At 48.2% G+C, this 22,219-nt stretch carries 21 protein-coding genes; 6 read left to right on the forward strand and 15 right to left on the reverse strand.

The window, feature by feature from the left end:
- Nucleotides 1-199: 199 nt before the first annotated feature.
- The 7 genes from MD588_RS15855 to MD588_RS15885 all read right to left on the reverse strand — a co-directional run bounded on the left by MD588_RS15855 (nt 200) and on the right by MD588_RS15885 (nt 5,512).
- The gene (locus tag MD588_RS15855) at nt 200-1,135 is read right to left on the reverse strand and encodes a TIGR03899 family protein (protein ID WP_265698414.1); all 936 of its coding nucleotides are present in this window, start codon (nt 1,133-1,135) and stop codon (nt 200-202) included.
- Nucleotides 1,136-1,364: 229 nt separating this feature from the next.
- Nucleotides 1,365-1,847 carry a DUF3299 domain-containing protein gene (locus MD588_RS15860; RefSeq protein ID WP_265698415.1) on the reverse strand — a complete coding sequence of 161 codons (483 nt, stop codon included), beginning with the start codon at nt 1,845-1,847 and terminating at the stop codon, nt 1,365-1,367.
- A gap of 9 nt (nt 1,848-1,856) precedes the next feature.
- Nucleotides 1,857-3,116 (reverse strand): ABC transporter permease, encoded by a 1,260-nt coding sequence (locus MD588_RS15865; protein WP_265698417.1) that lies wholly within the window; start codon nt 3,114-3,116, stop codon nt 1,857-1,859.
- Entirely contained in the window at nt 3,116-3,808 is a 693-nt protein-coding gene (locus MD588_RS15870; protein WP_265698418.1) for an ATP-binding cassette domain-containing protein, read from the reverse strand. Before MD588_RS15870 ends, MD588_RS15865 begins: the two co-directional genes overlap by 1 nt.
- Before the next feature lie 63 nt (nt 3,809-3,871).
- Nucleotides 3,872-4,519, reverse strand: coding sequence for a zinc uptake protein ZrgA (gene zrgA / locus MD588_RS15875; RefSeq protein ID WP_265698419.1), 648 nt, complete (start codon nt 4,517-4,519; stop codon nt 3,872-3,874).
- Between the two features lie 45 nt (nt 4,520-4,564).
- The gene (locus MD588_RS15880) at nt 4,565-4,789 is read right to left on the reverse strand and encodes a hypothetical protein (RefSeq protein WP_265698421.1); all 225 of its coding nucleotides are present in this window, start codon (nt 4,787-4,789) and stop codon (nt 4,565-4,567) included.
- A gap of 171 nt (nt 4,790-4,960) precedes the next feature.
- Complete coding sequence (locus tag MD588_RS15885) at nt 4,961-5,512, reverse strand: YtfJ family protein (protein WP_265698422.1); 552 nt, start codon at nt 5,510-5,512, stop codon at nt 4,961-4,963.
- Nucleotides 5,513-5,832: 320 nt separating this feature from the next.
- Between MD588_RS15885 and MD588_RS15890 the strand changes: the two genes are divergently transcribed.
- Nucleotides 5,833-6,042 carry a DUF1107 domain-containing protein gene (locus MD588_RS15890; protein WP_265698438.1) on the forward strand — a complete coding sequence of 70 codons (210 nt, stop codon included), beginning with the start codon at nt 5,833-5,835 and terminating at the stop codon, nt 6,040-6,042.
- A gap of 26 nt (nt 6,043-6,068) precedes the next feature.
- Here MD588_RS15890 and msrA read toward each other — a convergent pair whose 3' ends face one another.
- Complete coding sequence (gene msrA, locus MD588_RS15895; protein ID WP_265698439.1) at nt 6,069-6,704, reverse strand: peptide-methionine (S)-S-oxide reductase MsrA; 636 nt, start codon at nt 6,702-6,704, stop codon at nt 6,069-6,071.
- 210 nt (nt 6,705-6,914) lie between these two features.
- Between msrA and tamA the strand changes: the two genes are divergently transcribed.
- The 3 genes from tamA to MD588_RS15910 are packed head-to-tail and all read left to right on the forward strand — an operon-like array spanning nt 6,915 to nt 12,709.
- The gene (gene tamA / locus MD588_RS15900; RefSeq protein ID WP_407676587.1) at nt 6,915-8,597 is read left to right on the forward strand and encodes an autotransporter assembly complex protein TamA; all 1,683 of its coding nucleotides are present in this window, start codon (nt 6,915-6,917) and stop codon (nt 8,595-8,597) included.
- Complete coding sequence (gene tamB, locus MD588_RS15905) at nt 8,594-12,346, forward strand: autotransporter assembly complex protein TamB (RefSeq protein ID WP_265698442.1); 3,753 nt, start codon at nt 8,594-8,596, stop codon at nt 12,344-12,346. Before tamA ends, tamB begins: the two co-directional genes overlap by 4 nt.
- Before the next feature lie 12 nt (nt 12,347-12,358).
- Complete coding sequence (locus tag MD588_RS15910; protein ID WP_265698444.1) at nt 12,359-12,709, forward strand: gamma-glutamylcyclotransferase family protein; 351 nt, start codon at nt 12,359-12,361, stop codon at nt 12,707-12,709.
- A gap of 52 nt (nt 12,710-12,761) precedes the next feature.
- Here MD588_RS15910 and MD588_RS15915 read toward each other — a convergent pair whose 3' ends face one another.
- From MD588_RS15915 to fbp, 3 genes are all read right to left on the reverse strand, one after another.
- Nucleotides 12,762-13,121, reverse strand: coding sequence for a rhodanese-like domain-containing protein (locus MD588_RS15915; protein WP_265698447.1), 360 nt, complete (start codon nt 13,119-13,121; stop codon nt 12,762-12,764).
- Between the two features lie 88 nt (nt 13,122-13,209).
- The gene (gene ppa / locus MD588_RS15920; protein WP_265698448.1) at nt 13,210-13,740 is read right to left on the reverse strand and encodes an inorganic diphosphatase; all 531 of its coding nucleotides are present in this window, start codon (nt 13,738-13,740) and stop codon (nt 13,210-13,212) included.
- A 176-nt stretch (nt 13,741-13,916) separates the two neighbouring features.
- The gene (fbp, locus tag MD588_RS15925) at nt 13,917-14,933 is read right to left on the reverse strand and encodes a class 1 fructose-bisphosphatase (RefSeq protein ID WP_265698450.1); all 1,017 of its coding nucleotides are present in this window, start codon (nt 14,931-14,933) and stop codon (nt 13,917-13,919) included.
- A 200-nt stretch (nt 14,934-15,133) separates the two neighbouring features.
- On the opposite strand from fbp, the gene mpl reads away from it, so the two are divergent.
- The gene (gene mpl, locus MD588_RS15930) at nt 15,134-16,495 is read left to right on the forward strand and encodes a UDP-N-acetylmuramate:L-alanyl-gamma-D-glutamyl-meso-diaminopimelate ligase (RefSeq protein WP_265698452.1); all 1,362 of its coding nucleotides are present in this window, start codon (nt 15,134-15,136) and stop codon (nt 16,493-16,495) included.
- Between the two features lie 8 nt (nt 16,496-16,503).
- Nucleotides 16,504-17,118: a flavin prenyltransferase UbiX gene (locus MD588_RS15935; protein WP_265698453.1), complete on the forward strand. Its 615-nt coding sequence runs from the start codon at nt 16,504-16,506 to the stop codon at nt 17,116-17,118.
- A 68-nt stretch (nt 17,119-17,186) separates the two neighbouring features.
- Here the strand turns inward: MD588_RS15935 and MD588_RS15940 are convergent, their stop codons facing one another.
- The 4 genes from MD588_RS15940 to argR form a co-directional block, all read right to left on the reverse strand.
- A complete protein-coding gene (locus MD588_RS15940; RefSeq protein ID WP_265698454.1) occupies nt 17,187-17,639 on the reverse strand; it encodes a universal stress protein in 453 nt (150 codons plus the stop codon).
- Between the two features lie 50 nt (nt 17,640-17,689).
- Nucleotides 17,690-20,266, reverse strand: coding sequence for a TRAP transporter permease (locus tag MD588_RS15945; protein WP_265698456.1), 2,577 nt, complete (start codon nt 20,264-20,266; stop codon nt 17,690-17,692).
- A 135-nt stretch (nt 20,267-20,401) separates the two neighbouring features.
- Nucleotides 20,402-21,370 carry a TAXI family TRAP transporter solute-binding subunit gene (locus tag MD588_RS15950; protein ID WP_265698457.1) on the reverse strand — a complete coding sequence of 323 codons (969 nt, stop codon included), beginning with the start codon at nt 21,368-21,370 and terminating at the stop codon, nt 20,402-20,404.
- Between the two features lie 292 nt (nt 21,371-21,662).
- Entirely contained in the window at nt 21,663-22,133 is a 471-nt protein-coding gene (gene argR / locus MD588_RS15955; protein ID WP_265698458.1) for a transcriptional regulator ArgR, read from the reverse strand.
- Between the last annotated feature and the right edge of the window lie 86 nt (nt 22,134-22,219).

The raw sequence follows: 22,219 nt of genomic DNA on the forward strand, positions 1-22,219 counted from the left end.
GCTGGGGTTTTTTGCTATCTGCCGTATGAAAAAAGGACTCTCACGAGCCTGCACCTTGAGTCCCGATTGTGTGCAACCCCAGCCCTCCGCCACTTATTAATAAGTCCAAACTAGCGTGTACCTTGAAAGGCTTATTCATTTAGTATTCTAGAATACCTTACTTGCCCTTAGCTGCTAGCTTCGATTATTCAGTGACTAATTAAGCACTTACTTTTACTTGAGAGCTGTCACTTTTCTCGACAATAAAATGTTTGCTCAGTAGTTCAAGTAAGCTCTCTTTATAGGGCTCATGGTTTTTCATACCAAGCAGTTTTGCTATCTCCTGTCCCGTAGGTGATAAGCGGTAGTAGGTTAAAGTTATCCCTTTCTTAACTGGTTTTAATAAGTAATGTGTCCCTTGGTAACCAAATGCAAGTGAAGACTCAAGCGTAATTTCTCCTGACTCAAGTTCACTACGGAGTAATAAACCCAAGTCCATCAGCACCAATAAGTTGGAGTATGGCAGTTGGTAGTTACCAAGAGCGAGTTTATCGTTTGATGGCGAGCGGAGTAGCGAGAGGATGCCATGGCGGACCTTAATACTGGTAAGTAGCTTTTTATTATGATCGTTGCCAAAGTGGCAAGCCAACATACAAGCACGGTGGAAGGTTTGTGCCTCTCTGTTGGTCATGTTTTTGAGGGTGTCTAGTGCTTTTAGAGAGGTAGAACCTGGGGTCGATACTTCCTGTTTAAGTATCTGGCTCCATAGCCTTTGCATTGCAGCACCATGAATATTTTTTGCTATTGAGATAAAGTGATAGAGCCAATCAGGATCGGGATCTCCTGCTGTTTTATCATTGCTGCTGTCATAAGCTAATTTGAATATACGTTCTAAGTTTTCTTGCTGACGTTGTGTTTCTCGCTTATTCCTTAGCAGAGTTCTTTCTGTAATATCTTTTTCTTGATCGCCAGATATAAGGTGATCTATCGCATACTGGCTTGCTAGCTCTTTGGTTCGAGCCTGGCAGCTTTTTATATGGCTATTATTCTCGCCTTTGGAGTGTTTTTCGGGAGATCTCGCTGCGTCCTGGTTGTCATTGCTCATAATTGGCTCAGAGTTGGTAAGTCTGATTATAGTTTTACCAGTTGATCGCATAATTTGGCAATACATGAGCTCTTGGTGTTAATGGGTGGTTAAACTTGTTAAAGTGTCGGTTGGGGGAGCATGTTAGGAGGGGCGTTGATGAATAACCAAGGAAAGCGGTTGGCCGATGTGTTATTAGTACTTGGCTATGTCATGATACTGGCTTATCTAGCTGCGCATTTATAGGCGTAACAATCAGATAAGCCAGTAAAAGATATTAATTTGGTGTGGCACTTAAGTGCTACATATCATCGTATTCTTCTAGAGCGGTTCCTTCTAGTAGGTAGCCAACTTCTGCCATGTCATGACTAATGTGTTGGGTTTTTAATTTACCTATTACATATACCACGTCCCATAATTGCTGAATTGGTGCTCCATTGGGGTACTTAACATAGATAATTTGGTTTGGAGGTGGTGGTGGAACATGGATACAGGCACCAAAATAGGGAACGAGTAAAAACTCAGTAATGGCTTCAACATCTCCTTCCAGTGGGATCACAAACCCCGGAATTTTAACCTGGCTGCCATTAAGTTCCTCACGAACCGAGCCAATTGTTGTTTGTCGGGCCGCATTAGTATCGTGGTTGGTAATTGGTAATTGGTTTTGGTTGAACTGTTGACGTTCTTTTTCCGGAACTAGATCAAGCCAGTCCAGCGTTAATACTTCTTCGGCGTAACTGATTAAAGGTAGCCAGCAGCAGAGTGCGATTAACCATTTTTTCATATTGTATCCTTAAACCTTAATTGTCATGCCATCGGCAAGTGAATGCTGATATGCCCGAAGCGCTGGAATCACTCCTACGATAATCCCTGCAACTTGCACTATACCGAGTAAGAGCAGTTCATATGATGTTGGTGCACTGACTTCGATATACAGTCCAAATTGCTGTTGGATGATTGGTTGTGCAACGGCCATCAGACCGTAAAGAATAGAAACTCCGAGAGCGATCCCTGTTGCGGTTAATACTGTTGCTTCACTGATCAATAGGAAAAATATATGGTTTGGCCTTGCACCCATTGCTCTTAGAATGGCCATTTCCCTTCGTCTCTCATTCAAACTGGTGAGAAGGCTTGTCAGCATTCCTAAGAGACCGGCGATAACGACAAAGCCTGAGACGATCAGCAAAGCTTGTTCAGCAATAGACATCATTCCCCAGAGTTCATGTAGAGCAATACCGGGCATGATGGCACTCAATGGTTCTTTCGAGTAAGTATTAATATAGCGCTGCAGAGCAAATGTTTGAATTTTGGAATTCAGGCCAAGCATGAAGGCGGTGATTTGTTTCGGTTCGAATTGATAATTTTCCAGTGTTTGTGCATCCGGAGTGTTACCGAGTTTCGCCCCCGACTCCCAGCCGACATGAATCGCTTCGATTGCACCTAATGATACATGCACGCTGCGATCAACCGGAGTTCCAGTGGGTTCGAGTATACCAACCACCTTGAAAGGCAGATTGTCATGACGGTTGAAGGACTTATCGCTAATGCCATGAGCAATGATGATTTCGTCATTGAGCTTATAGTTTAGCTTTTTCGCGACTTCAGCCCCGAGGACGGTTTCAAATAAACCAGTAAACTCTCGGCCAGCAGAAAATTGGAGTGGTTGTTTTTGGCCATATTGATAATGGGTGAAGTAGGAACCATTGGTTCCGATAACTCGGTAGCCTTGATGTGAATCACCAAGAGAGATCGGAATCGCCCACTTTACCGAGCGATGTTGGGTGATTTCTTGATAGCTTTTCCAGTCAATGTTATTGGTGGCATTACCGATACGAAATACCGAATACAATAGTAGGTTTACCTGACCAGATCGGGATCCAACAATCAAGTCCGTGCCTGAGATCGTATTGGCAAAGCTGGACTTTGCCTGAGTACGTACCCGTTCAACGCCAAGTAATAAGGTAACTGAAATAGCCACCGTTAGCAGGGTGAGTAACGCTGTTGTTTTTCGGTTGGCGAGGCTTTGCCAGGCCAGTCGAAAGATAGCTCTCATTAGCCGTTCCTCCTTGGCGCCTGGTTTAGCTCGTTAAGTGCGATGCTGCGATCAAAAAGTGTTTCTAGAGTCTCGTCATGACTAACAAAGAGTAGGGTTGTTTCGGCTTTATCACATTCGGCCATTAGGAGCTGAATGAAGGCTTCCCGATTGTTATGATCCAGTGCGGAGGTTGGTTCGTCGGCTATAAGTAGTTCTGGCTGGCCAATGAGTGCTCTGGCTGCCGCGACACGCTGCTGTTGGCCAATACTCAGTTCGCTGATTGGCCGCTCTAGGCATTCTTGAGGTAAGTGGAGTTGTTCCAATAGACGTTTTGCTTCTACTTCCATCTCTTTTGATAGTCGGCTTTTTCGCTGTGGAGAAAAGCGACAAGGAAGTAAGACATTATCGATGACGGACAGATAAGGCAGCAGGTTGAACATTTGGAATATATATCCGATATGATTTGCTCGGAATTTATCTCTCTGAGTCGGTTTTAGCTGGCTGAAAGGTTGCTGTAGGAGATTTATCTCTCCTGAGGTTGGTTGTGAGATCCCGGCAAGTAGGCTTAGCAGACTTGATTTACCACTGCCACTAGGCCCTTTTAGAAAGACCTTTTCACCTTTCTGTATTGTTAAAGCCGGAATCTCAAGCAGGTTTTCTGTTTGTTTGGGCCATCGGAATGTTATGTCGGTGAGTTCTATAACGTTCATAGTTTTCCCTGAAATGGGGGGGAAGCCCCCCATCGTGAATAGATTTTCGCTATAAGCCAAAGGTTAGAATTTAAATACCGTGTTACTCGGCGTTAGCTGTGCAGCGCTTTGATTCGCTTCTGTAATCGTCTGAACGGTGATTTTTTCCGTGGTCGGGAAATGATGGAACCAGTTAACCTGCAGAGAACTTAGCTGTTTAATGTTATCGCAGCGGAAGACATACTGAGCCGAGAATTCACCATGTCCCGCATGGCTGTCATGATCATGTTTGTCGTGCTCGTGTCCCGCATGGCTGTTATGGTCATGCTCGTCGTGCTCGTGTTCCGTATGGCTGTCATGATCGTGTTCTGAATGACTATCATGGTCATCCTCAGCCGTTAATGTTTCTGTGACATGGGCATCAGTTAGTTGGCAGTTTGAAGCTGAGGAGAAAGCAAATAGCTCTTCAGCGTTGTTAAGTTGCGCAATTGCCCCTTCTAGTTGTTGTTGTTGTTGCTTGTTGGCTGGTGCATGTTCAAAGCCAACAACATCCGCACCTGGGGCTGTGATCTCCATCAGTAAGTCTTTGCCGTCTTGAGCAATATTGAATTCAACTACCCCATGTACATGGGCGTCATGTTGGCGAAAATTTTCTTCCGCTGTTGCAGTGGCAGTTATTGTCAGTGTGCTTAACATTAGTGCACATGATGAAAGACGGTAAGGAAAAGGCATGATAGCTCCTGTCTAAAAGTAATTGTGAATATGGATACATTAATTTCAGGCAGTTAACGGCGGGGCCCTGGCCAACGGTGAAGACGGAAGGTGATATCCGGCCTGAACCACCATAATGGGTGTATGTTGTTCAGGAGATTGAGCCGGTAATGTATGGACTGCTGGTGGTGTTGTGGCGTCATGGGCCAGATGGCAGATACTGCACTCTTGAACATGGTGGTCGCTGCTGGCTATTTCAATTTTATGCAATACCGCAATCGGCCCAATCATGAAGATTAAGCTGATGCCAATTGCTATATAAAGGTGTATCCACCGAGAGTTGAAATGAGACACTATAGAAACAGGAAAGCCACCACCAAACCATAATTGTAATAATATAACATTACTTTTTGGTGTCGGTCATGGCTTTGTTGTCAGGTTGGCTGAATTAACCTGAGGCAGTTACAAGTTTTCCTGAACAAGAGCAATGGCTTGCTCTACTTCCGCTGGGCTGAGTTTGCCCTCTTTAACAAACAGTACGTGACTTTCTTTGTCTAGGACAATGATCGCTGAGCTTTCATTTTGCAGTTCCCAGGTTGAATGCACTTTGCCATCGGCATCGAGTACCATCGAAGACCAGGAAAACTCACGTTTACTGTCTTCTGCATTGGACTTAACAAAGCCACCTGTTCCCCAAATTGCATCATCTTGGTTGATGATGGTGGTGGTCTGGTAGTTTGCTTCGGGGAAGCTAGCGGCAGTTATCGCCTGCATGAGAGCGGCATTCATTTCTTTGGCTGAGCTACGTCCAGCGATGGCCTGGATCACTCGAACCTTGCCGGTGAGCTGTGAACTGTTCCAGTTTTGATAAACAATATCATCACCTTGTAAGGTGATTTCACCTTTCTCTGCTACTGAGGCAGCAGGAATCGGCTCGCCAACCTGAATTGTGTGAGCTGCAGCAAGGCTTGGTAATAATGCAGCAAGTAAAGCAATCATTGGCTTCTTATTCATTGTATTTATTCCATTTATTGTTAGACGATTCATTATCTTAGATCAGAGTTCAGATACTGGTTAAACCAGTTGGAAATAGTCGATCTGCATCACCTGTTTTTTTTTGAATTTGCGAACCTAGGAAGAGGTGGAGGCAATAAATCAGAAATTAAGGCAAGTTGGGTGGGGATTATGTTCTACATTAAAAATTTGCCCTTTATCCCGAGGCGATACGGGAGCTGTGACTAAATTGGCAAATACTTTGCTTTGATTATAAGCGAAAGAGTGAAACATCTGCGATATCTCAAGGTCTATTGGATTATCAGTATAGTGAGGGATGTATGTTAAGAGTTTTTAAACATTATCGCCCAAACCAGATTGCCCGTTATGTGAAGAGCTATTTTCGTGGACGTCTATTTATTATGGGGATCGGAGCCTTTGAGTTCGATTATGGTCGCTTATTACCGCCGAAGAATGAAGATTTAAAAGCACTTGGTGTTCTTTCTGAGGTGAATAAGGAGATCCAGTTACTCGCGGAAGATATGCTATAGCCAGAGTCGATACCCTGGCTATGCATTTATTGAGGTGGTAGGCAAACTCCGATTCCACCGAGGGCGCAATAACCATCGGGGTTCTTCGCCAGGTATTGTTGGTGATAATCTTCTGCAAAATAGAAGATGCCGGCAGGCTCTATCTCAGTTGTGATCAGCTGTGGCTTTTGTTGTTGGTCTAGGGCAGCTTGGTAACGAGTTTTACTCTGGTTTGCCATGTCTAGTTGGGCTTGAGAGGTGGTAAAAATAACCGAACGATATTGGGTACCGATGTCATTGCCCTGTTGCATGCCCTGAGTCGGGTCATGGTTTTCCCAAAATAGTGTAAGTAACTGTTGTAAAGTAATAAGAGTGGGATCATAGAGGACTCGTACGACTTCTGCATGACCTGTTTTACCCGTGCATACTTCCTTGTAAGTCGGGTTGGGGGTAAAACCGCCGCTATAGCCAACGGAAGTGCTATATACCCCAGCTTGTTGCCAAAATAGTCGTTCTGCTCCCCAAAAGCAGCCCATTCCAACAAAAATCTCTTCTAGTCCCTCGGGTTTGTTGTCATCAAGAAGTGTACCATTCACTGCATGAACCTGAGAGGGGAAGTAAGGTGTGGCCCTACCAATCAGGGCGACATCAGAGGTCGTGTTGTTTTGTCTCTCTACTGACATTGTTATTTCCTTTTACGCTGCCTTTACAAAGAAAGTAGAGGATTACGGGCTGACAATCAATATAGATTGATTTTCCTACATTTAGTGGTGGCAGTTAGGGCTGCCCTTTGTCAAAATTATTGATGCTCATACTAAAAATAAAACTCTTATTGGTGAAGTAAAATAAGAATGACTGAATATTTAAAGAGGATTAGCCTTGCTGCAGTAGCGATGGTTGTTTCTATGCCTATAGCGGCCGAAACATCCTTAGCCATTAAGGGGTTAAAAGGAAGCCTGAAAGATAATGTCGACGCATACGTTTCTGCGATTCCTGAAGATGACTACAGCATCTCGATACGTTTTCGTGAGCAGCTAGAAGGTGAGGTAAAAGATGCGCTTAAAGCGTTAGGGCGTTATCAGCCCACATTTTCTTATCAAGTTGATCAAGACGGTGACGATGATGAGCTGATTGTTACTGTCAATGCAGGCCCGAAAACAACCATTGCCAGAAGTGATATCCGAATTACAGGGATGGCCAAGGACGATCCCGACTTTCTGGACTTGGTTCGCCAGAGTGGCTTAGGGTTTGGCAAAACGCTGAATCACGGTAAATATGAGTCCTTTAAGTCCTCTCTGAGTAGCCTCGCATTGCGTAAAGGCTATTTTGATGCCGAGCTTAAGAAAAGCGTGTTGGAGGTTGCCCCAACACGCAACGAAGCTTTTATTACCATCGAATTTTCTGCCGGTAAGCGCTATAGCTTTGGTGAGACGTTGTTTACCGGGAGTCAAATTGAAGAAGATCGCTTACAGTCTTTGATCCCCTATGAAAAGGGCGACCCTTATTTAGCCTCTAACCTAGGTGAATTTAACCAGCGGTTATCCAACGTCGGTTGGTTCTCATCGATCTTTGTGGGTGGCGATTTGGCGAATCTGGAGGGGGATAGTGTGCCGGTTCAGGTTAGTCTTGAGCCACAGGTCAGAAATCAGGTTGAGACCGGTATTGGTTACTCTACCGATGTAGGGATGAGGTTGAAACTCAACTGGAGAAAACCTTGGCTCAATAGTGCTGGTCATAGCCTGAATGTGAAGACCGAAATTTCAAAGATCCAGCCAAAGATAGAAGCGACCTATAAAATTCCCCTTGATGATGTGCTGAATGATTACTATCAGGTGGTTGGTGGGATCCGTTACGTGGATAACCATGATACTACCAGCATTGAAAATAGTCTCGGCCTTGAACGTCACTGGCGCCTGGAATCGGGGTGGAAACGGGTAGCATCGCTGCGTTTGCTGTATGAAAACTTCAACCAGGGACAGGACGAAAAAGATAGTGCCTTGTTTATGGTACTCCCAGGGATTCGTTATGACAAAACACGGATGCGGGGTGGCTCCATGCCAATGTGGGGAGATAAGCAGCTGATATCCGTCGAATATTCTGACCCCGTTTTAGGCTCTGATACGCGGGTAGTCTATCTTAGGGGACGAACATCCTGGATCCGAAGTGCCGGAGAGGATCATCGTGGCCTGCTGCGTATTGATGGTGGCGCAATTGCTGCCGAGCGCATTGAGGACGTACCGCCATCTATGCGCTTCTTTGTTGGGGGCGACAGCAGTCTTCGTGGTTATAGCTACGAGTCGATTGCACCTCGAGACAGCGCGAATAAACTCCGTGGTGGCCAGTATATGCTGACATCAACACTTGAATATCAGTACCGAGTCTATGGAGACTGGTGGGGAGCCGCGTTCTATGACTATGGTTCTGCCTGGATTGACAGCCCAGAGTGGCAGCGCGGCACCGGTGTCGGTGTTCGGTGGGCATCACCTGTTGGGCCTATCCGCCTAGACTTTGCATGGGGACTTGATAAGACAAAAGACAAGTTCCAGATCCACTTTATTCTGGGGCCTGAAATATGATTTGGGTAAAACGTATTACGCTGGGACTACTGGCCCTGCTTCTGGTGCTGGTCATTGCTATTGCAGCGCTTCTCTATACACCTGTAGGGGTCAAGGTTGTCGTCTGGGGAGCCCAGAAAGCCCTGCCGGCCCTGTCGGTAGCGAATAGTTCGGGGAGCTTGCTAAAAGGGTTTACCCTCGTTCAGGTTCGCTATAACGATGATCAGGTTGATTTGGCTGCCGATAACTTGTCATTAATCGTTGATGATAGTTGCTTGCTGACACCGGCTATTTGTGTGACTGAACTTGGCGTATCTGGTGTTCGCTTAACTCTGCCAGAGCTCCCCCCGTCACAACCTGAGCCGGAAGAGCCTGTCGCAGAGCCTTTTACCGAGGTTGTCATGCCGCTGCCGATCCGGGTTGATCGAGTGCACCTTGATGATATCGCGTTGGATATTCTGGGTTATAAAGTGGCTTGGCAGCAGTTTTCGACGGCCGCTGAAATTACGGGCAGTCATTTGGTACTAAAACCGACGGACTGGCAGGGGATCGAGCTTACGCTGGCCGACACCACGGCTGAAGAACCGAGTAGTCCAACCCAAGAACCCGAGCAAAGCAGTGAGCCAATTGTGCTGCCTGAGGTTGTTCTTCCTTTGTCGGTTGATATTCAGCGCATCACGGTAAAGGATTTCCTGCTGCATGGAGAGACGCCACAGCAGGTGAACTTGCTTGATCTGGCTGCTACAGCAAACGGCAGTGATATCTCAATCAGCAAATTGCACTTGGATGTTCCCCTGGCTAAGCTGGACGCGCTAGCCGGTGTATCATTATCGGGCGATTACCCATTGTCACTGAATGCTGATTTGGATATCGCCATGGAGCCACTTCAGGGGCACCAGCTAAGCCTGAAAGCGTCAGGAACATTAGCACGGCTGTCGCTAGATGCCAGTCTGAAAGGAACACTAGATGCTTTGCTAAAGGGAGAGCTATCTCCTCTAGATCCCCAACTTCCCTTTGATATCAACCTATCGAGCCAGCAAATACAGTGGCCGATTGAAAAAGATCCTGAGTTTGAAGTAACAGATACAACCGTGAAGGCGGCTGGTGGCCTTGATGGCTTCACATTCAAGGTGAAAACCAAGGTTGATGGTACTCCGATGCCAGCTGTTGTTGCTGATCTTACCGGCAGCGGGGATCTTAACCAGGTTGCTGTGGACAAATTGTATGTTGATACGCTGGGTGGAACCATCTCCGGCAATGCCAAGGCAAGCTGGAAAGAACTGGTAAAGTGGCAGGGTGAGCTCGACTTTAGTCATATCCAGCCTGGACTGGAATGGCCTGAGGCCAAAGGGGATTTGAGCGGGACACTACGGACATCAGGCGGTCTAACTCAGCAAGGTGGTTGGTTTGTTAAATTGCCGGAGCTGAGCGTAGATGGCGTGGTACTGGATCAGCCGTTTGTTCTGGATGGTCAGCTCGATGTGAAGGATGTGGCAGGAAAAGGCGATATTCAGCTGGTAACAAAAGCACTGCGTTTGAAGCACGGCCCGAATGGACTGACGGCAAAAGGCAAATTAAGCAAAACGTGGGCGATGTCAGCGCGTGTAGATGCCCCTGATTTGGCTCAGTCTCTCCCGGGATTACGAGGCAGGATCCAGGGGGATGTTACGCTGAGTGGCAAGATGGTCGAGCCGGATATTGACCTTCAGCTTGTCGGTGAAGCTCTCGGCTGGCAAGAACAGGCTGCACTCAAGCATTTTTCCCTGCAAGGGCGAGTTAGCCCAATGCCGGCACTAAAAGCGGATGTACGTTTGATGGCTGAAGAGGGCGCGTTCGATACGTTCAAACTTGATAATTTGGCGTTGGTGTTTAAGGGAACGGAAGCTAAGCACCTATTAACCCTCAACTTGGATGCTGAACCCGTCAGTAGTGATATCAGCCTATCGGGTAAACTCGACCGCAAATCAGGCTGGCAGGGGATATTGCAGCAGGGCGAATTCAATACGGAAATCGGCCCGTGGCGTCTCAACCGTCCCACTGCATTGGGCTATAACTTCAAGACCCAGCTCGTGAATGTGGCTCCGCATTGCTGGCAGCAGAAGCAGGCTTCGCTTTGCCTGACTGAAGCCTTGGATGCCGGTACATCGGGACATGCCAAGCTCGCGATTAATCGCTTTGACTTTGAGCTGATGAAGCCATTTATCCCTGACTCAATCACCCTGAAAGGCGAGGTTGGAGCCAATATGGAGGCTACCTGGGCGCCAGAGGCCTCTCCGTATGTTAAGGCTCAGATCCTTCTGTCGTCAGGTGGTGTGACTCAGCAAGAGGCTGAAGATGTCCCGGCTCTCAGCGTAGGATGGGATGAAATTACGCTCAATGCCGAGATGAAGCAGGATACGCTAAATGCGGATTGGTTGATTGCGGTGAAGGACAATGGGGATATTTCAGGTCGAGCGAAGGTTTCTCAATTGACCGGCGAGCAACAGCTGGAGGCGAAACTTAACATTGATCGCTTTATGCTGGGGTTCTTGGAGCCGTTAATTAAGGAATATCATTATTTTGACGGCCAAGTTGATGCCAATTTGACCGTATCTGGCCCTGCAATGCACCCTGCCGTTAACGGTTTGCTCAAGGTCTCGAAGGTTAAGGCGTTAGGACGAAAAGTACCGCTGGATGTCGAGCAGGCTGATATTACTGCAAGTTTTAATGGTTATCAGGCGACGGTGCGCGGTGATGTCATTACTCCTGATGGTAAGTTGGCGCTGAGTGGTGATGGTGATTGGCAGGAGCTGGATAACTGGAAAACCCAGTTGCATGTCAACGGCCGAGAGCTGGAAGTCAGTGTGCCGCCGATGTTGGCAATGAAAGTGTCGCCCGATTTAACGATCAAAGCGTCTCCTAAGTATGCCGAAATTACCGGAAATATAGCGATTCCCTGGGGACGGATCAAGGTTGATCAGCTACCGGAGTCCGCAGTGTCAGTATCTGATGATGAAGTGCTGTTAACTGAGGACTTGCAGCCGATTGAGGCTGAGCCGGTTATTCCTTTCGAAGTGAAAACCAATATTTTGGTGAAGATTGGCAATGACGTAAAGCTTTCGGCATTTGGCCTTAATGCGAACTTGGTTGGCGAGCTGAATGTCCGTCAGAAAGATAAAGGACCGCTGGTGTATGGTGAAGTGAACCTACGTGATGGTACCTATCGTTCGTTTGCGCAAGAACTGGTGATCCGAAAAGGCCAGATTCTGTTTAATGGTCCTGCGGATCAGCCTTACTTGGCGATTGAAGCAATTCGAGACCCAGACAATGTCGAGGATGATGTCATTGCGGGGATCCGGGTCAGCGGGCCTGCGGATGAACCGACTGTCGAAATCTTTTCAGATCCGGCGATGCCGCAGCAAAATGCGCTGTCTTATATCTTGCGAGGTAAAGATCTTGATAGCGAATCGGCCAATAGTGGCGATGCAATGACAACGGCACTGATCAGTATGGGGTTGGCGAAAAGTGGCAAGCTGGTGGGGGCTGTCGGCGAAGCGTTTGGGGTTCAGGATTTGGCTCTGGATACCACAGGATCGGGTCAGGACTCACAGGTGACTATCAGTGGCTATATCGCACCGGGACTGCAGGTAAAATACGGGGTCGGGATCTTTGACTCTATCGGCGAGTTCACTGTGCGTTACCGCCTGATGAAAGATCTCTATGTGGAAGCGGTCTCTGGTATGGAGGGAGCGTTCGCTGCCGATTTACTGTACCAGTTTGAGTTCGACTAAGGGGGAGCACCTGTGGTTAAGGTGTTTGTGTATGGCACGCTGCGAGCAGGCCAGTCAAATCATCATCTACTGAGGCAGGCAACCAGAGTGGGGGCCTATCAGTTAGTTTATGGCTATCAGCTGTATGATTTAGGCTGTTATCCAGCTGCGAAAAAAAGCGAGGCGGTCAATCTGCCTCTGGTCGGTGAGGTCTATTGTATAGATGATGATACCTTGGCGGTGCTAGACCGTTTGGAAGAGTATCCCGAGGTATATACTCGCGAGAGGATCGAAACCCACTACGGCTTAGCCTGGGTTTATTTGTATCGTCTTTCCACTGACCTGCTGCCTTTGATCCCTAGTGGCGACTGGTGTCAAAGGTAGCTTGGACTGATGCCGTAAACTGTTGTGCTGTTGCTAGGGGAGCGATATTTAGTTATTTGGGTATTGCCTCGAGGAGGAGTTCGTAGCTTTCGCCGTTGTAGACATACTGGTAACCCTGTTGCTTGATGGCTTGTTCGGCGATGCCTGAACGCCGGCCGGATCGGCAATATAGAAAGATCGGTTGGGTGATGTCTTTGGCGATCGAAGGTAGTCTGTCGATCTGGTCGTAGGGAATATTGATCGAGTTTGGTAAATGACCCGCAATGAACTCCTCATTGGTACGTACATCCACGATCAGCGGATTGCCTTGCTGGTGGAGTTGCCAGAATTTTTCCGGGGTTACCACTTCCGCCCGCGCGGAGGAGATAAACAGGAAGGCTAACAGCAAGAGTGAGGGTATTTTGCTTCGCATTTTGCCAATCATCTATGTTGATTAATATGATTAAACGCCCCTAGGTAAAGTATTATACTTAGGAGCGCCTCTAAATAGTGTCTACAGGTTATTTTTCTTGTGCGCGCTTGAAAGATTCTATGATTTCCTCTTTTGCGGCGGCTGCATCCGCCCAGCCATCGACTTTAACCCACTTGCCGGCTTCCAGTTCTTTGTAGCGCTCAAAGAAGTGGGTGATCTGTGCTTTTAATAGCTCGGGAAGATCATCCACATCTTGGATGTGATCATACTCTTTGGTCAGCTTGCTGTGCGGAACGGCGACGACTTTGGCATCTTCTCCGGACTCGTCCGTCATCTTAAGAACGCCAACTGGGCGGCAGCGAATCACGGCACCAGGCACTAAAGGATACGGAGTAGGCACTAGCACATCCACCGGATCACCATCTAGCGACAAGGTATGGTTTACGTAACCGTAGTTACATGGATAGAACATTGGTGTCGACATAAAACGGTCTACGAATACAGCACCGGTATCTTTGTCTACTTCGTATTTGATGGGGTCGGCGTTGGCCGGGATCTCGATAACAACATAGATATCTTCAGGAATGTCCTTTCCTGCGGGCACCTGGTTAAGGCTCATGATGTATTCCTTATTGTGAGTTAACTAATTGTTGACGATGTAAGAATTATAATACCAACTTCGTTAATTAGTTGTCTATTTGACCAAGGTGGAAGGGGGATATCGAGAGCAAAGGAAAGTGAATGTGTAGCAGGTGATAAAAATCAGGCTGCCGAAGCAGCCTGTGAGTGAGGAGGTTATTGCTGTTCAGGATACTCTTCCAGGAAGGCTTCTACTTTACGTACCATATTGGTCGAGCCAACAAAGAATGGTACTCGCTGGTGGAGCTCTGTCGGTTTGAGATCCATGATCCGGGTCTTGCCGTCGGATGCAATACCACCAGCTTGTTCAATCAGAAACGCCATAGGGTTGCACTCATAGAGCAGGCGCAGTTTACCGTTGGGGTGGGTTGCCGTGCTCGGGTACATATAAATCCCGCCTTTTAGCAGGTTACGGTGGAAGTCTGCAACCAGAGAGCCGATATAGCGAGATGTATAAGGACGGTTATCTTCAGGTACATCTTCCTGGCAATGTTTGATGTACTTCTTCACGCCCATTGGGAAGCGGATATAATTGCCTTCATTGATCGAATAGATCCGGCCATCTTCCGGGATCCGCATGTTTTCGTGGGACAGGCAGAATACACCTAGTGACGGGTCGTAGGTGAAGCCATGCATGCCGTTACCCGTGGTGTAAACCAGCATGGTTGAAGAGCCATAAATTATATAGCCTGCCGCAACCTGACGATTGCCTGGCTGGAGGAAGTCTTCCTGGGTCGGAGGGGTGCCGACAGGGGAAACTCGTTGGTAAATGGAGAAGATCGTACCAACGGAAACGTTTACGTCAATATTCGAAGAACCATCTAGTGGATCCATCAACACGACGTATTTCGAGTTGCGGTTCAGCTCCTTGTTGAAGGCAACGGCTTCGTCTTCTTCTTCACTGGCGACACCGCAGACCTGATCTCGGGCTTCTAAGGCTGCTTTAAACTTATCATTGGCGTAGACGTCGAGCTTTTGCTGATCTTCGCCTTGAATATTCTCGCCGCCAACCGAACCGGTGATATCAACAAGTCCTGCTTTGTTGATTTCACGGTTAACGATTTTCGCTGCAAGCTTTATCGAACCGAGTAGTGAAGATAGCTCACCGCTGGCGTGGGGGAAGTCAGTTTGTTTCTCGACAATGAACTCACCAAGGGTTCTAATATCGGACATATACAATCCTTGCATCATGTTGTCATGGGGGCAGTTAAGTCAGGTACAATGTCTCTAACGGACAGTTCAAGTACCCTGTTTAGGCTTATCGCCTACACTCTATTTGTGTATAAAGAATTGTATATAAAGATCTTTTTTATGGTACTGAAGTAACGCCTAAGCGTGAAATTACCAATAGCTAATCCAGTGAGCCGATAGTTATGCATATCCATATTTTAGGAATTTGCGGCACATTTATGGGCGGTGCAGCGATTCTGGCCCGCCAATTGGGCCATAAAGTGACCGGTTGTGATGCCAACGTTTATCCGCCAATGAGCACCTTGCTTGAATCTCAAGGTATTGAAATTATTCAGGGTTATGACCCGTTACAGTTAAAGCCTGCACCGGATCTGGTGGTTGTCGGCAACGCCATGAGCCGTGGTAACCCTTGTGTGGAATATGTTCTGAACAACAACCTGCGTTACACCTCTGGTCCGCAGTGGTTACAGGAAATATTGCTGCATGATCGCTGGGTGTTGGCAGTCGCAGGTACTCACGGTAAGACGACAACAGCCAGTATGCTGGCATGGATCCTGGAAGATTGTGGCTACCAGCCCGGCTTTCTGGTTGGCGGGGTACTCGGAAACTTCGGTGTTTCCGCGCGGTTAGGCGAAAGTATGTTCTTTGTCGTGGAAGCGGACGAATACGATAGTGCTTTTTTCGATAAACGTTCTAAGTTTGTTCATTATCGACCACGTACACTGATAATGAACAATCTGGAGTTCGATCACGCAGATATTTTCGATGATTTGAAAGCAATCCAGCGTCAGTTTCATCATTTAGTGCGTACTGTTCCGGGTAATGGCCGGATCCTGGCACCCAAAGGTGTCGACAATATTCAGCAGACCCTGGATATGGGGTGCTGGAGTGAGCTGGAATATACCGGTGAAGATGGCCATTGGCGGGCAAACAAGCTTGTTGCCGATGGCAGCCAGTTTGAAGTGTTCCTTGATGGTGAGCTGGCAGGCGTCGTGAGCTGGGATTTGGTAGGGGATCACAATGTCAGCAATGCCCTGATGGCGATTGCTGCCGCCCGTCATGTTGGGGTAACGGTCGATCTGGCTTGTGAATCTCTAGGCAAATTTATTAATACCAAGCGCCGCCTAGAACTTAAAGGCGAGCAGGGTGGCATTAAGGTCTATGATGATTTTGCCCACCACCCGACCGCAGTCGAGCTGACGCTCGGTGGTTTGCGGGCAAAGGTTGGCAACGAGCGAATTTTGGCCGTACTGGAACCGCGTTCAAATACCATGAAGTTAGGGGTACACAAGTTGGATTTGGCCCCGGCATTGCAGGCTGCCGATGAGGTCTTTATCTTCCAGCCGGACAATATTCCATGGTCGGTGGATGAGATTGCCGGGGCGTGTACCCAACCGGCAACGACCGATGCTGATCTCGATCAGCTGGTGGTGAAAATTGTTGCTGCTGCTCGTCCGGGCGATAATATTCTGGTGATGAGCAATGGTGGCTTCGGCGGGATCCACGATAAATTGCTGACCGCCTTAGCAGCACAGGAACAGTAAGGATCAACATGCAAGATAAGCGTATTACCCTTGCCTGGACGGGGGCTTCCGGCGCACCTTATGGATTGCGTTTGCTCGAATGCTTGCTGGCGGCAGACTACCAGGTGTATCTATTGATTTCTTCGGCTGCCCGGGTTGTTCTGGCGACGGAGCATGGCCTGAAGTTGCCTTCTGGACCGGATGCGGCGAAACAAGCATTGATAGCCCACTTAAATTGTGATGCCAGTAAGTTGGACGTTTGCGGTAAGGAGGATTGGTTTTCGCCGGTTGCTTCTGGTTCTGCTGCACCGAAGAAAATGGTGGTTTGTCCTTGCTCGGCAGGTACGCTGGCCTCGGTCGCGCACGGGATGTCCGATAATCTGTTGGAGCGGGCGGCAGATGTGGTGCTGAAAGAGCGGGGCCAGTTATTGATGGTAGTACGCGAAACACCGTTCTCGACGTTGCACCTGGAAAATATGCTGAAATTGTCAAAAATGGGTGTGACGATTATGCCGGCGGCGCCTGGCTTTTATCACCAGCCAGAGAGTATTGAGGATTTGGTTGATTTTATGGTGGCCCGGATCCTGGACCATCTTGGGGTTGAGCAGGGCTTGGTGCCAAGGTGGGGCTATGATCAGCGTTAGTCGTGATCTTGTTTATTACTAGAAAAAGCCCGCTGCAGCGGGCTTTTTAATACCAATAACTATAACAATCAATTATCGCTAAGGTATGCCTGAGGTTTGACGATAAGGACGTTAATCGGTGAATTTTCGACCACTTTTGAGGCAACAGAGCCCAGCATAACCTTATCGATCTTTGAGCGCTTGTGGCTTGGTAGAATAATCAGATCGGCCCCTATGCGTTCGGCATGCTCCAAGATTGTGGTCCATGTCTTTCCTTCCGAAATATACTGGTGATGGACAATTTCATCAGGGATATATTTTTCGGCAAAGACTTTCAGCTGATTCTGAGAGTCTTGCATCATTTTTCTGGCTGCATCTTTCGGGAAATAGCTCGACACCATCGACATATGGATGCCGGGCAGTACATTCAGTAAGTGAATGGTGGCATTGGAGTGTTTAGCATGCCAGACGGCCTGCTCGACGGCTTTATCCGCAAACCCCTGCTCATTTAAATCAACGGGAACCAATATTTGTTTATACATATTATTCTCTTTAGCTGAAGAAGAAGGGAGAAGTAAGCTCTCCCTATAGTCTAGACCGATGATTGTTGCTTAGCTCGGCGGCGTTGGTTCCATCCCAAGGCTCCCAGCAACATTAAGGTGGGGATAAAGACCCACTCTTTCATAGGTCTAACCGCGGGCAGGCTGACTTTGGTGATCTCCCAGTCGAAGTCAATGCCGGATGCTTCGGCCGGGCTGCCAAACTCGACTAAGTCGACTAGCATTTTGTTCTCTTCTTGGCGCAGCATCAGACCGGTAGATGCAATACGGTCTTCTGGGCTTATGGCATCTTCATCAAATGGTAGTAGTACATGTTTGCTGACCAGTTTGCCTTCGAGGTTTTCACCCGTTACCTGAAGCTCAAGCGGTTGGCCTATTGCCAGTTTGTCGGCAGCATCCATAATTAGAGTCCCCGGCATTTCATGCTTTGCCGGATAGACCATATCCCACCAGAAACCAGGGCGGAACAGGCTAAAGGTAATGAGTAGCAGTGCGGCTACCTCCCACCATTTTGTCTTGGTAAACCACCATCCCTGGGTAGCTGCCGAGAAGGTAAGCATGGCTATCACAGCGGAACTTACTGTCAAAAACAGGTGCCACCAGGAATCAATGTCCATCAACAGTAGCTGAGTATTGAAGATAAACATGAACGGCAAAATCGCGGTACGGATATCGTAGGTAAAGCCCTGAATACCGGTACGGATGGGATCACTTTTTGCTATTGCCGCCGCGGCAAAGGCTGCGAGGCCAACTGGCGGCGTATCATCGGCCAAAATACCGAAGTAGAATACAAAGAGGTGGACAGCGATCAAGGGAATGATCAGACCGCTTTGTGCGCCTAGGGTGACAATAACTGGTGCCATCAGTGTTGAGACAACAATGTAGTTCGCGGTGGTGGGCAGACCCATGCCGAGGATAAGGCTGATAACTGCCGTAAATAGCAGCATTAGCATAATGTTGCCGCCGGAGATAAACTCGACGAACTCGGTCATTACCAGCCCGATCCCAGTCAGGGTTACCACCCCGACGACAATACCGGCTGCGGCTGTCGCCACCCCGATACCGATCATATTTCGCGCGCCGGAAACCAGACTTTCCAATAGATCGACTACCCCTTCGGCCGAGGCCTCAGAGAATGTCTTCTCCTTATTGAACATTGCCAGCAGCGGGCGTTGGGTCAGTAGGATAAAGATCATAAAGACGGTCGCCCAAAAGGCTGATAACCCCGGGGAGAAACGCTCAACGGTCAGGCACCATACCAATACTACAATAGGTAGCAGGAAGTAGAGGCCGGATTTGATGGTCGGTCCCGGGTCGGGAACCTCTGTAAGCTCTGCATTAGGGTCTTCCAGTAGGTGATCCTGATAGCGGGCCGACACCTTGATGAGGGCAACATAAGCGGCCAGGATCAGTACTGCAATCATTGGCGTTGCTGCGGCACCAAAGACATCTTTGGTCCAACCGATGCCGTAATACACTGCTGCACTTAGAACAACCAGACCCAGAATCGTACCGCAGAAAGATAGCAGGCTCTGCGCCAGTGTTGGCTTGTAGTGACGCTTCAAACCGGTCATTCCGGCCTTACAGGCTTCCAGGTGAACAATATACAGCAGGGCAATGTAAGAGATCAGGGCTGGTAGTAATGCTGCTTTGATCACTTCTACATATGAAATACCGACATATTCGACCATCAGGAAGGCCGCAGCCCCCATGATAGGCGGAGTTAGCTGGCCGTTGGTGGAGGCGGCAACTTCGACAGCACCGGCTTTGGTACCGGGGAAGCCGACCTTTTTCATGAGTGGAATGGTGAACGTGCCGGTAGTGACTACGTTGGCGATCGAAGAGCCTGAAACCAAGCCCGATAGGCCGGATGCAACAACGGCGGCTTTGGCTGGGCCGCCCCGCATGTGGCCGAGCAGCGAGAAAGCTACCTTGATAAAGTAGGCTCCGGCACCAGCTCGTTCCAGCATGGCGCCGAACAAAACAAACAGGAAGACAAACGAGGTCGAAACCCCGAGGGCGATACCAAAAACCCCTTCGGTTGTCAGCCAAAGATGCGACATAGCCTTGTTGAGGCTGGCACCTTTATGGGCGATAACATCCGGCATGTGAGGGCCGCCAAAGGTGTATAGCAAGAAGACGGCGGCGACCACCATCAAAGGCGGGCCGAGAGCCCGGCGAGTGGCTTCTAATAGCAGTACCATGCCGACCACGGCAATGACGATATCAATCTGGGTCGGGGCGCCAGAACGACCCGCTAGGTCAGTATAGAATAGATAAATATAGGCGGCGGATAAGCTGCCGGCAAACGCCAATACCCAGTCGACAACGGGAATGCGGTCGCGGGGTGAGTGTTTTAACGCCGGGTAGGCCGTGAAAGCCAGGAAGATAGCAAACGCCAGGTGGATGGAGCGGGCTTCTGTGTCATTCAGGACACCAAAGTCGAAAACAAACGGTAGTGGTGAGGCATACCAGAGCTGGAACAATGACCAGCAAAGTGGAACGAACCATAGGATGCGTCCAGGCATTCCAGCTGGACTCCTTGCCCCTGTGTCTGCCTGAGCCACCATATCTTGCACATCTGACGACGCTTGGGTTGTCTTAGTCATGCATAATCCTTTTTCGATGGACTAGGTAATAATAGTGAGAATGTTGTAGTTTTTATAGGTAGGTGAAATAGCATGCGCCGCTTTTGCGGCGCATGAGTGGCAACCAGTGCCCTAAGTCAGGTTGTCAATGGTGGGTTACTTCAGGTAACCCGCTTCCTTGTAATAACGTACCGCACCTGGGTGCAGCGGTATCGACAGGCCATCTTTGACCATGTTTTCTGGCTTCAGGTTAGCGAAGGCTGGATGCAGACGTTTAAAGGTATCAAAGTTCTCAAATACCGACTTCACTAGAGCATAGACAACATCGTCAGATACTTCAGTCGAAGATACCAAGGTTGCAGCTACACCAAAGCTGTTTACGTCATCAGGGGTACCTTTGTACATGCCGCCCGGTACCTTGCTCTTGGCATAGTAAGGGTTACCGGCAACGATCTTGTCGATAGCCGGCCCGTTAGCTGAAACCAGCTTGGCATCACAAGAGGTTGTTGCTTCTTTGATAGAACCGTTTGGATGGCCGACAACATAAACGAAGGCATCGATTTTGTTATCGCACAGTGCTTGAGAACGCTCGGATCCTTTAAGCTCGGAGGTCAGTTTGAAGTCGGCGTTGGTCCAACCCATCGCATCCATGACAACACCCATGGTGGCTCGGTCACCAGAGCCTGGGTTACCGATGTTGACACGCTTGCCTTTTAGATCTTCAACGCCGTTAATACCAGCATCTGTACGGGCGATGATATTGAATGGTTCGGTGTGAAGAGAGAATACTGCGCGGAGCTTTTTGTATGGCCCTTGTTGCTCAAATTTGCTGGTACCGTTATAGCCATGGTACTGCCAGTCTGATTGAACAATACCAAAGTCCAGTTCGCCGGCACGCATGGTATTGACGTTATAGATTGAACCACCCGTAGACTCGACTGAGCAGCGAATATTATGCTGCTTGCGATCTTTGTTGACTAACTTACAGATAGCTCCACCAGTCGGGTAGTAAACACCTGTTACAGAGCCGGTACCGATTGTGATGAAGTCCTGGGCATTGGCCATACCTGCAGTGACGACTGCGGCAGCTAAAGCGCTGGTCTTAATAAGTTGTTTTAATGCCATGTTTGTCCCTTCCTAATTGTTGTTATCTCCAGTATGGAAATGTTTTCCATCGGTGGAAAAGGCATAATTGCGTAAGCAAATCAGGTAGATGATAGCAAAAGAGACCATGAAATTTAAAATTATGTTAATGGTTGTTTGCTGTTTTATGCTGTGGAAGGCTTGGGCGGAATAAATAAAATAGAATAATTATTTATATCAATCAGATGTTTGCGTTAATTTTGTACAGTTTGTGCAAGTTTGTCTGATTGTGATCTCTCTCTCATTAGCAGAGAGAGAGGATCGGGAAGATTTCTTAATTGCTGTAGTCAAAAAGTTCGCAGACGGACTCGTACAGCTCTTCGGTTGAGATCGTGTTCGTTGGGGTGATAAAAATGGTGTCGTCACCTGCGACTACGCCCAAAATACCCTCGGCCTTACCCAGTGAATCTAGCAGGCGGGCAATGACTTGAGCGGCGCCTGGACCGGTATGGATAACAACCAGCGCACTGTTATGTCCGATCTCCATCACCAACTCTTTGAGCGGGCTGCTGGTGGTAGGCACACCAAGCTCTACAGGGAGGCAGTACACCATCTCCATCTTCGCATTTCGGGTACGAACCGCGCCAAACTTGGTTAGCATGCGGGAGACTTTAGACTGGTTGATATTGTCGAACCCCTGAGCTTTCAGAGCGTCAACGATTTCACCCTGGGAGCTGAATTTTTCTTCTTTTAGAATGGCTTTGAATGCTTTGACTAAGCGCTCTTGTTTATCTGAATTTCGCATAAGTAAATTTCATGTACAGGGACGAGGTGCTGTATTCTGGCATAACCCTCAGGTTGGTAGCAAACAGTGTTCATGTAAACTGATGT

Source organism: Photobacterium obscurum, from assembly GCF_026191635.1.
In the GTDB taxonomy this organism is placed as follows: domain Bacteria; phylum Pseudomonadota; class Gammaproteobacteria; order Enterobacterales; family Vibrionaceae; genus Photobacterium; species Photobacterium obscurum.

Bases quoted from the DNA above. Each gene is read 5' to 3' on its own strand.
- argR (WP_265698458.1), bottom strand. From the start codon at position 22,133: ATGCGAAATTCAGATAAACAAGAGCGCTTAGTCAAAGCATTCAAAGCC.
- MD588_RS15935 (WP_265698453.1), top strand. From the start codon at position 16,504: ATGCAAGATAAGCGTATTACCCTTGCCTGGACGGGGGCTTCCGGCGCA.
- ppa (WP_265698448.1), bottom strand. From the start codon at position 13,740: ATGAGCCTTAACCAGGTGCCCGCAGGAAAGGACATTCCTGAAGATATC.
- zrgA (WP_265698419.1), bottom strand. From the start codon at position 4,519: ATGCCTTTTCCTTACCGTCTTTCATCATGTGCACTAATGTTAAGCACA.
- MD588_RS15890 (WP_265698438.1), top strand. From the start codon at position 5,833: ATGTTAAGAGTTTTTAAACATTATCGCCCAAACCAGATTGCCCGTTAT.
- MD588_RS15885 (WP_265698422.1), bottom strand. From the start codon at position 5,512: ATGAATAAGAAGCCAATGATTGCTTTACTTGCTGCATTATTACCAAGC.
- MD588_RS15915 (WP_265698447.1), bottom strand. From the start codon at position 13,121: ATGCGAAGCAAAATACCCTCACTCTTGCTGTTAGCCTTCCTGTTTATC.
- MD588_RS15860 (WP_265698415.1), bottom strand. From the start codon at position 1,847: ATGAAAAAATGGTTAATCGCACTCTGCTGCTGGCTACCTTTAATCAGT.
- MD588_RS15870 (WP_265698418.1), bottom strand. From the start codon at position 3,808: ATGAACGTTATAGAACTCACCGACATAACATTCCGATGGCCCAAACAA.
- MD588_RS15945 (WP_265698456.1), bottom strand. From the start codon at position 20,266: ATGACTAAGACAACCCAAGCGTCGTCAGATGTGCAAGATATGGTGGCT.
- tamB (WP_265698442.1), top strand. From the start codon at position 8,594: ATGATTTGGGTAAAACGTATTACGCTGGGACTACTGGCCCTGCTTCTG.
- MD588_RS15855 (WP_265698414.1), bottom strand. From the start codon at position 1,135: ATGCGATCAACTGGTAAAACTATAATCAGACTTACCAACTCTGAGCCA.
- mpl (WP_265698452.1), top strand. From the start codon at position 15,134: ATGCATATCCATATTTTAGGAATTTGCGGCACATTTATGGGCGGTGCA.
- fbp (WP_265698450.1), bottom strand. From the start codon at position 14,933: ATGTCCGATATTAGAACCCTTGGTGAGTTCATTGTCGAGAAACAAACT.
- msrA (WP_265698439.1), bottom strand. From the start codon at position 6,704: ATGTCAGTAGAGAGACAAAACAACACGACCTCTGATGTCGCCCTGATT.
- MD588_RS15940 (WP_265698454.1), bottom strand. From the start codon at position 17,639: ATGTATAAACAAATATTGGTTCCCGTTGATTTAAATGAGCAGGGGTTT.
- MD588_RS15880 (WP_265698421.1), bottom strand. From the start codon at position 4,789: ATGATTGGGCCGATTGCGGTATTGCATAAAATTGAAATAGCCAGCAGC.
- tamA (WP_407676587.1), top strand. From the start codon at position 6,915: ATGGTTGTTTCTATGCCTATAGCGGCCGAAACATCCTTAGCCATTAAG.
- MD588_RS15950 (WP_265698457.1), bottom strand. From the start codon at position 21,370: ATGGCATTAAAACAACTTATTAAGACCAGCGCTTTAGCTGCCGCAGTC.
- MD588_RS15865 (WP_265698417.1), bottom strand. From the start codon at position 3,116: ATGAGAGCTATCTTTCGACTGGCCTGGCAAAGCCTCGCCAACCGAAAA.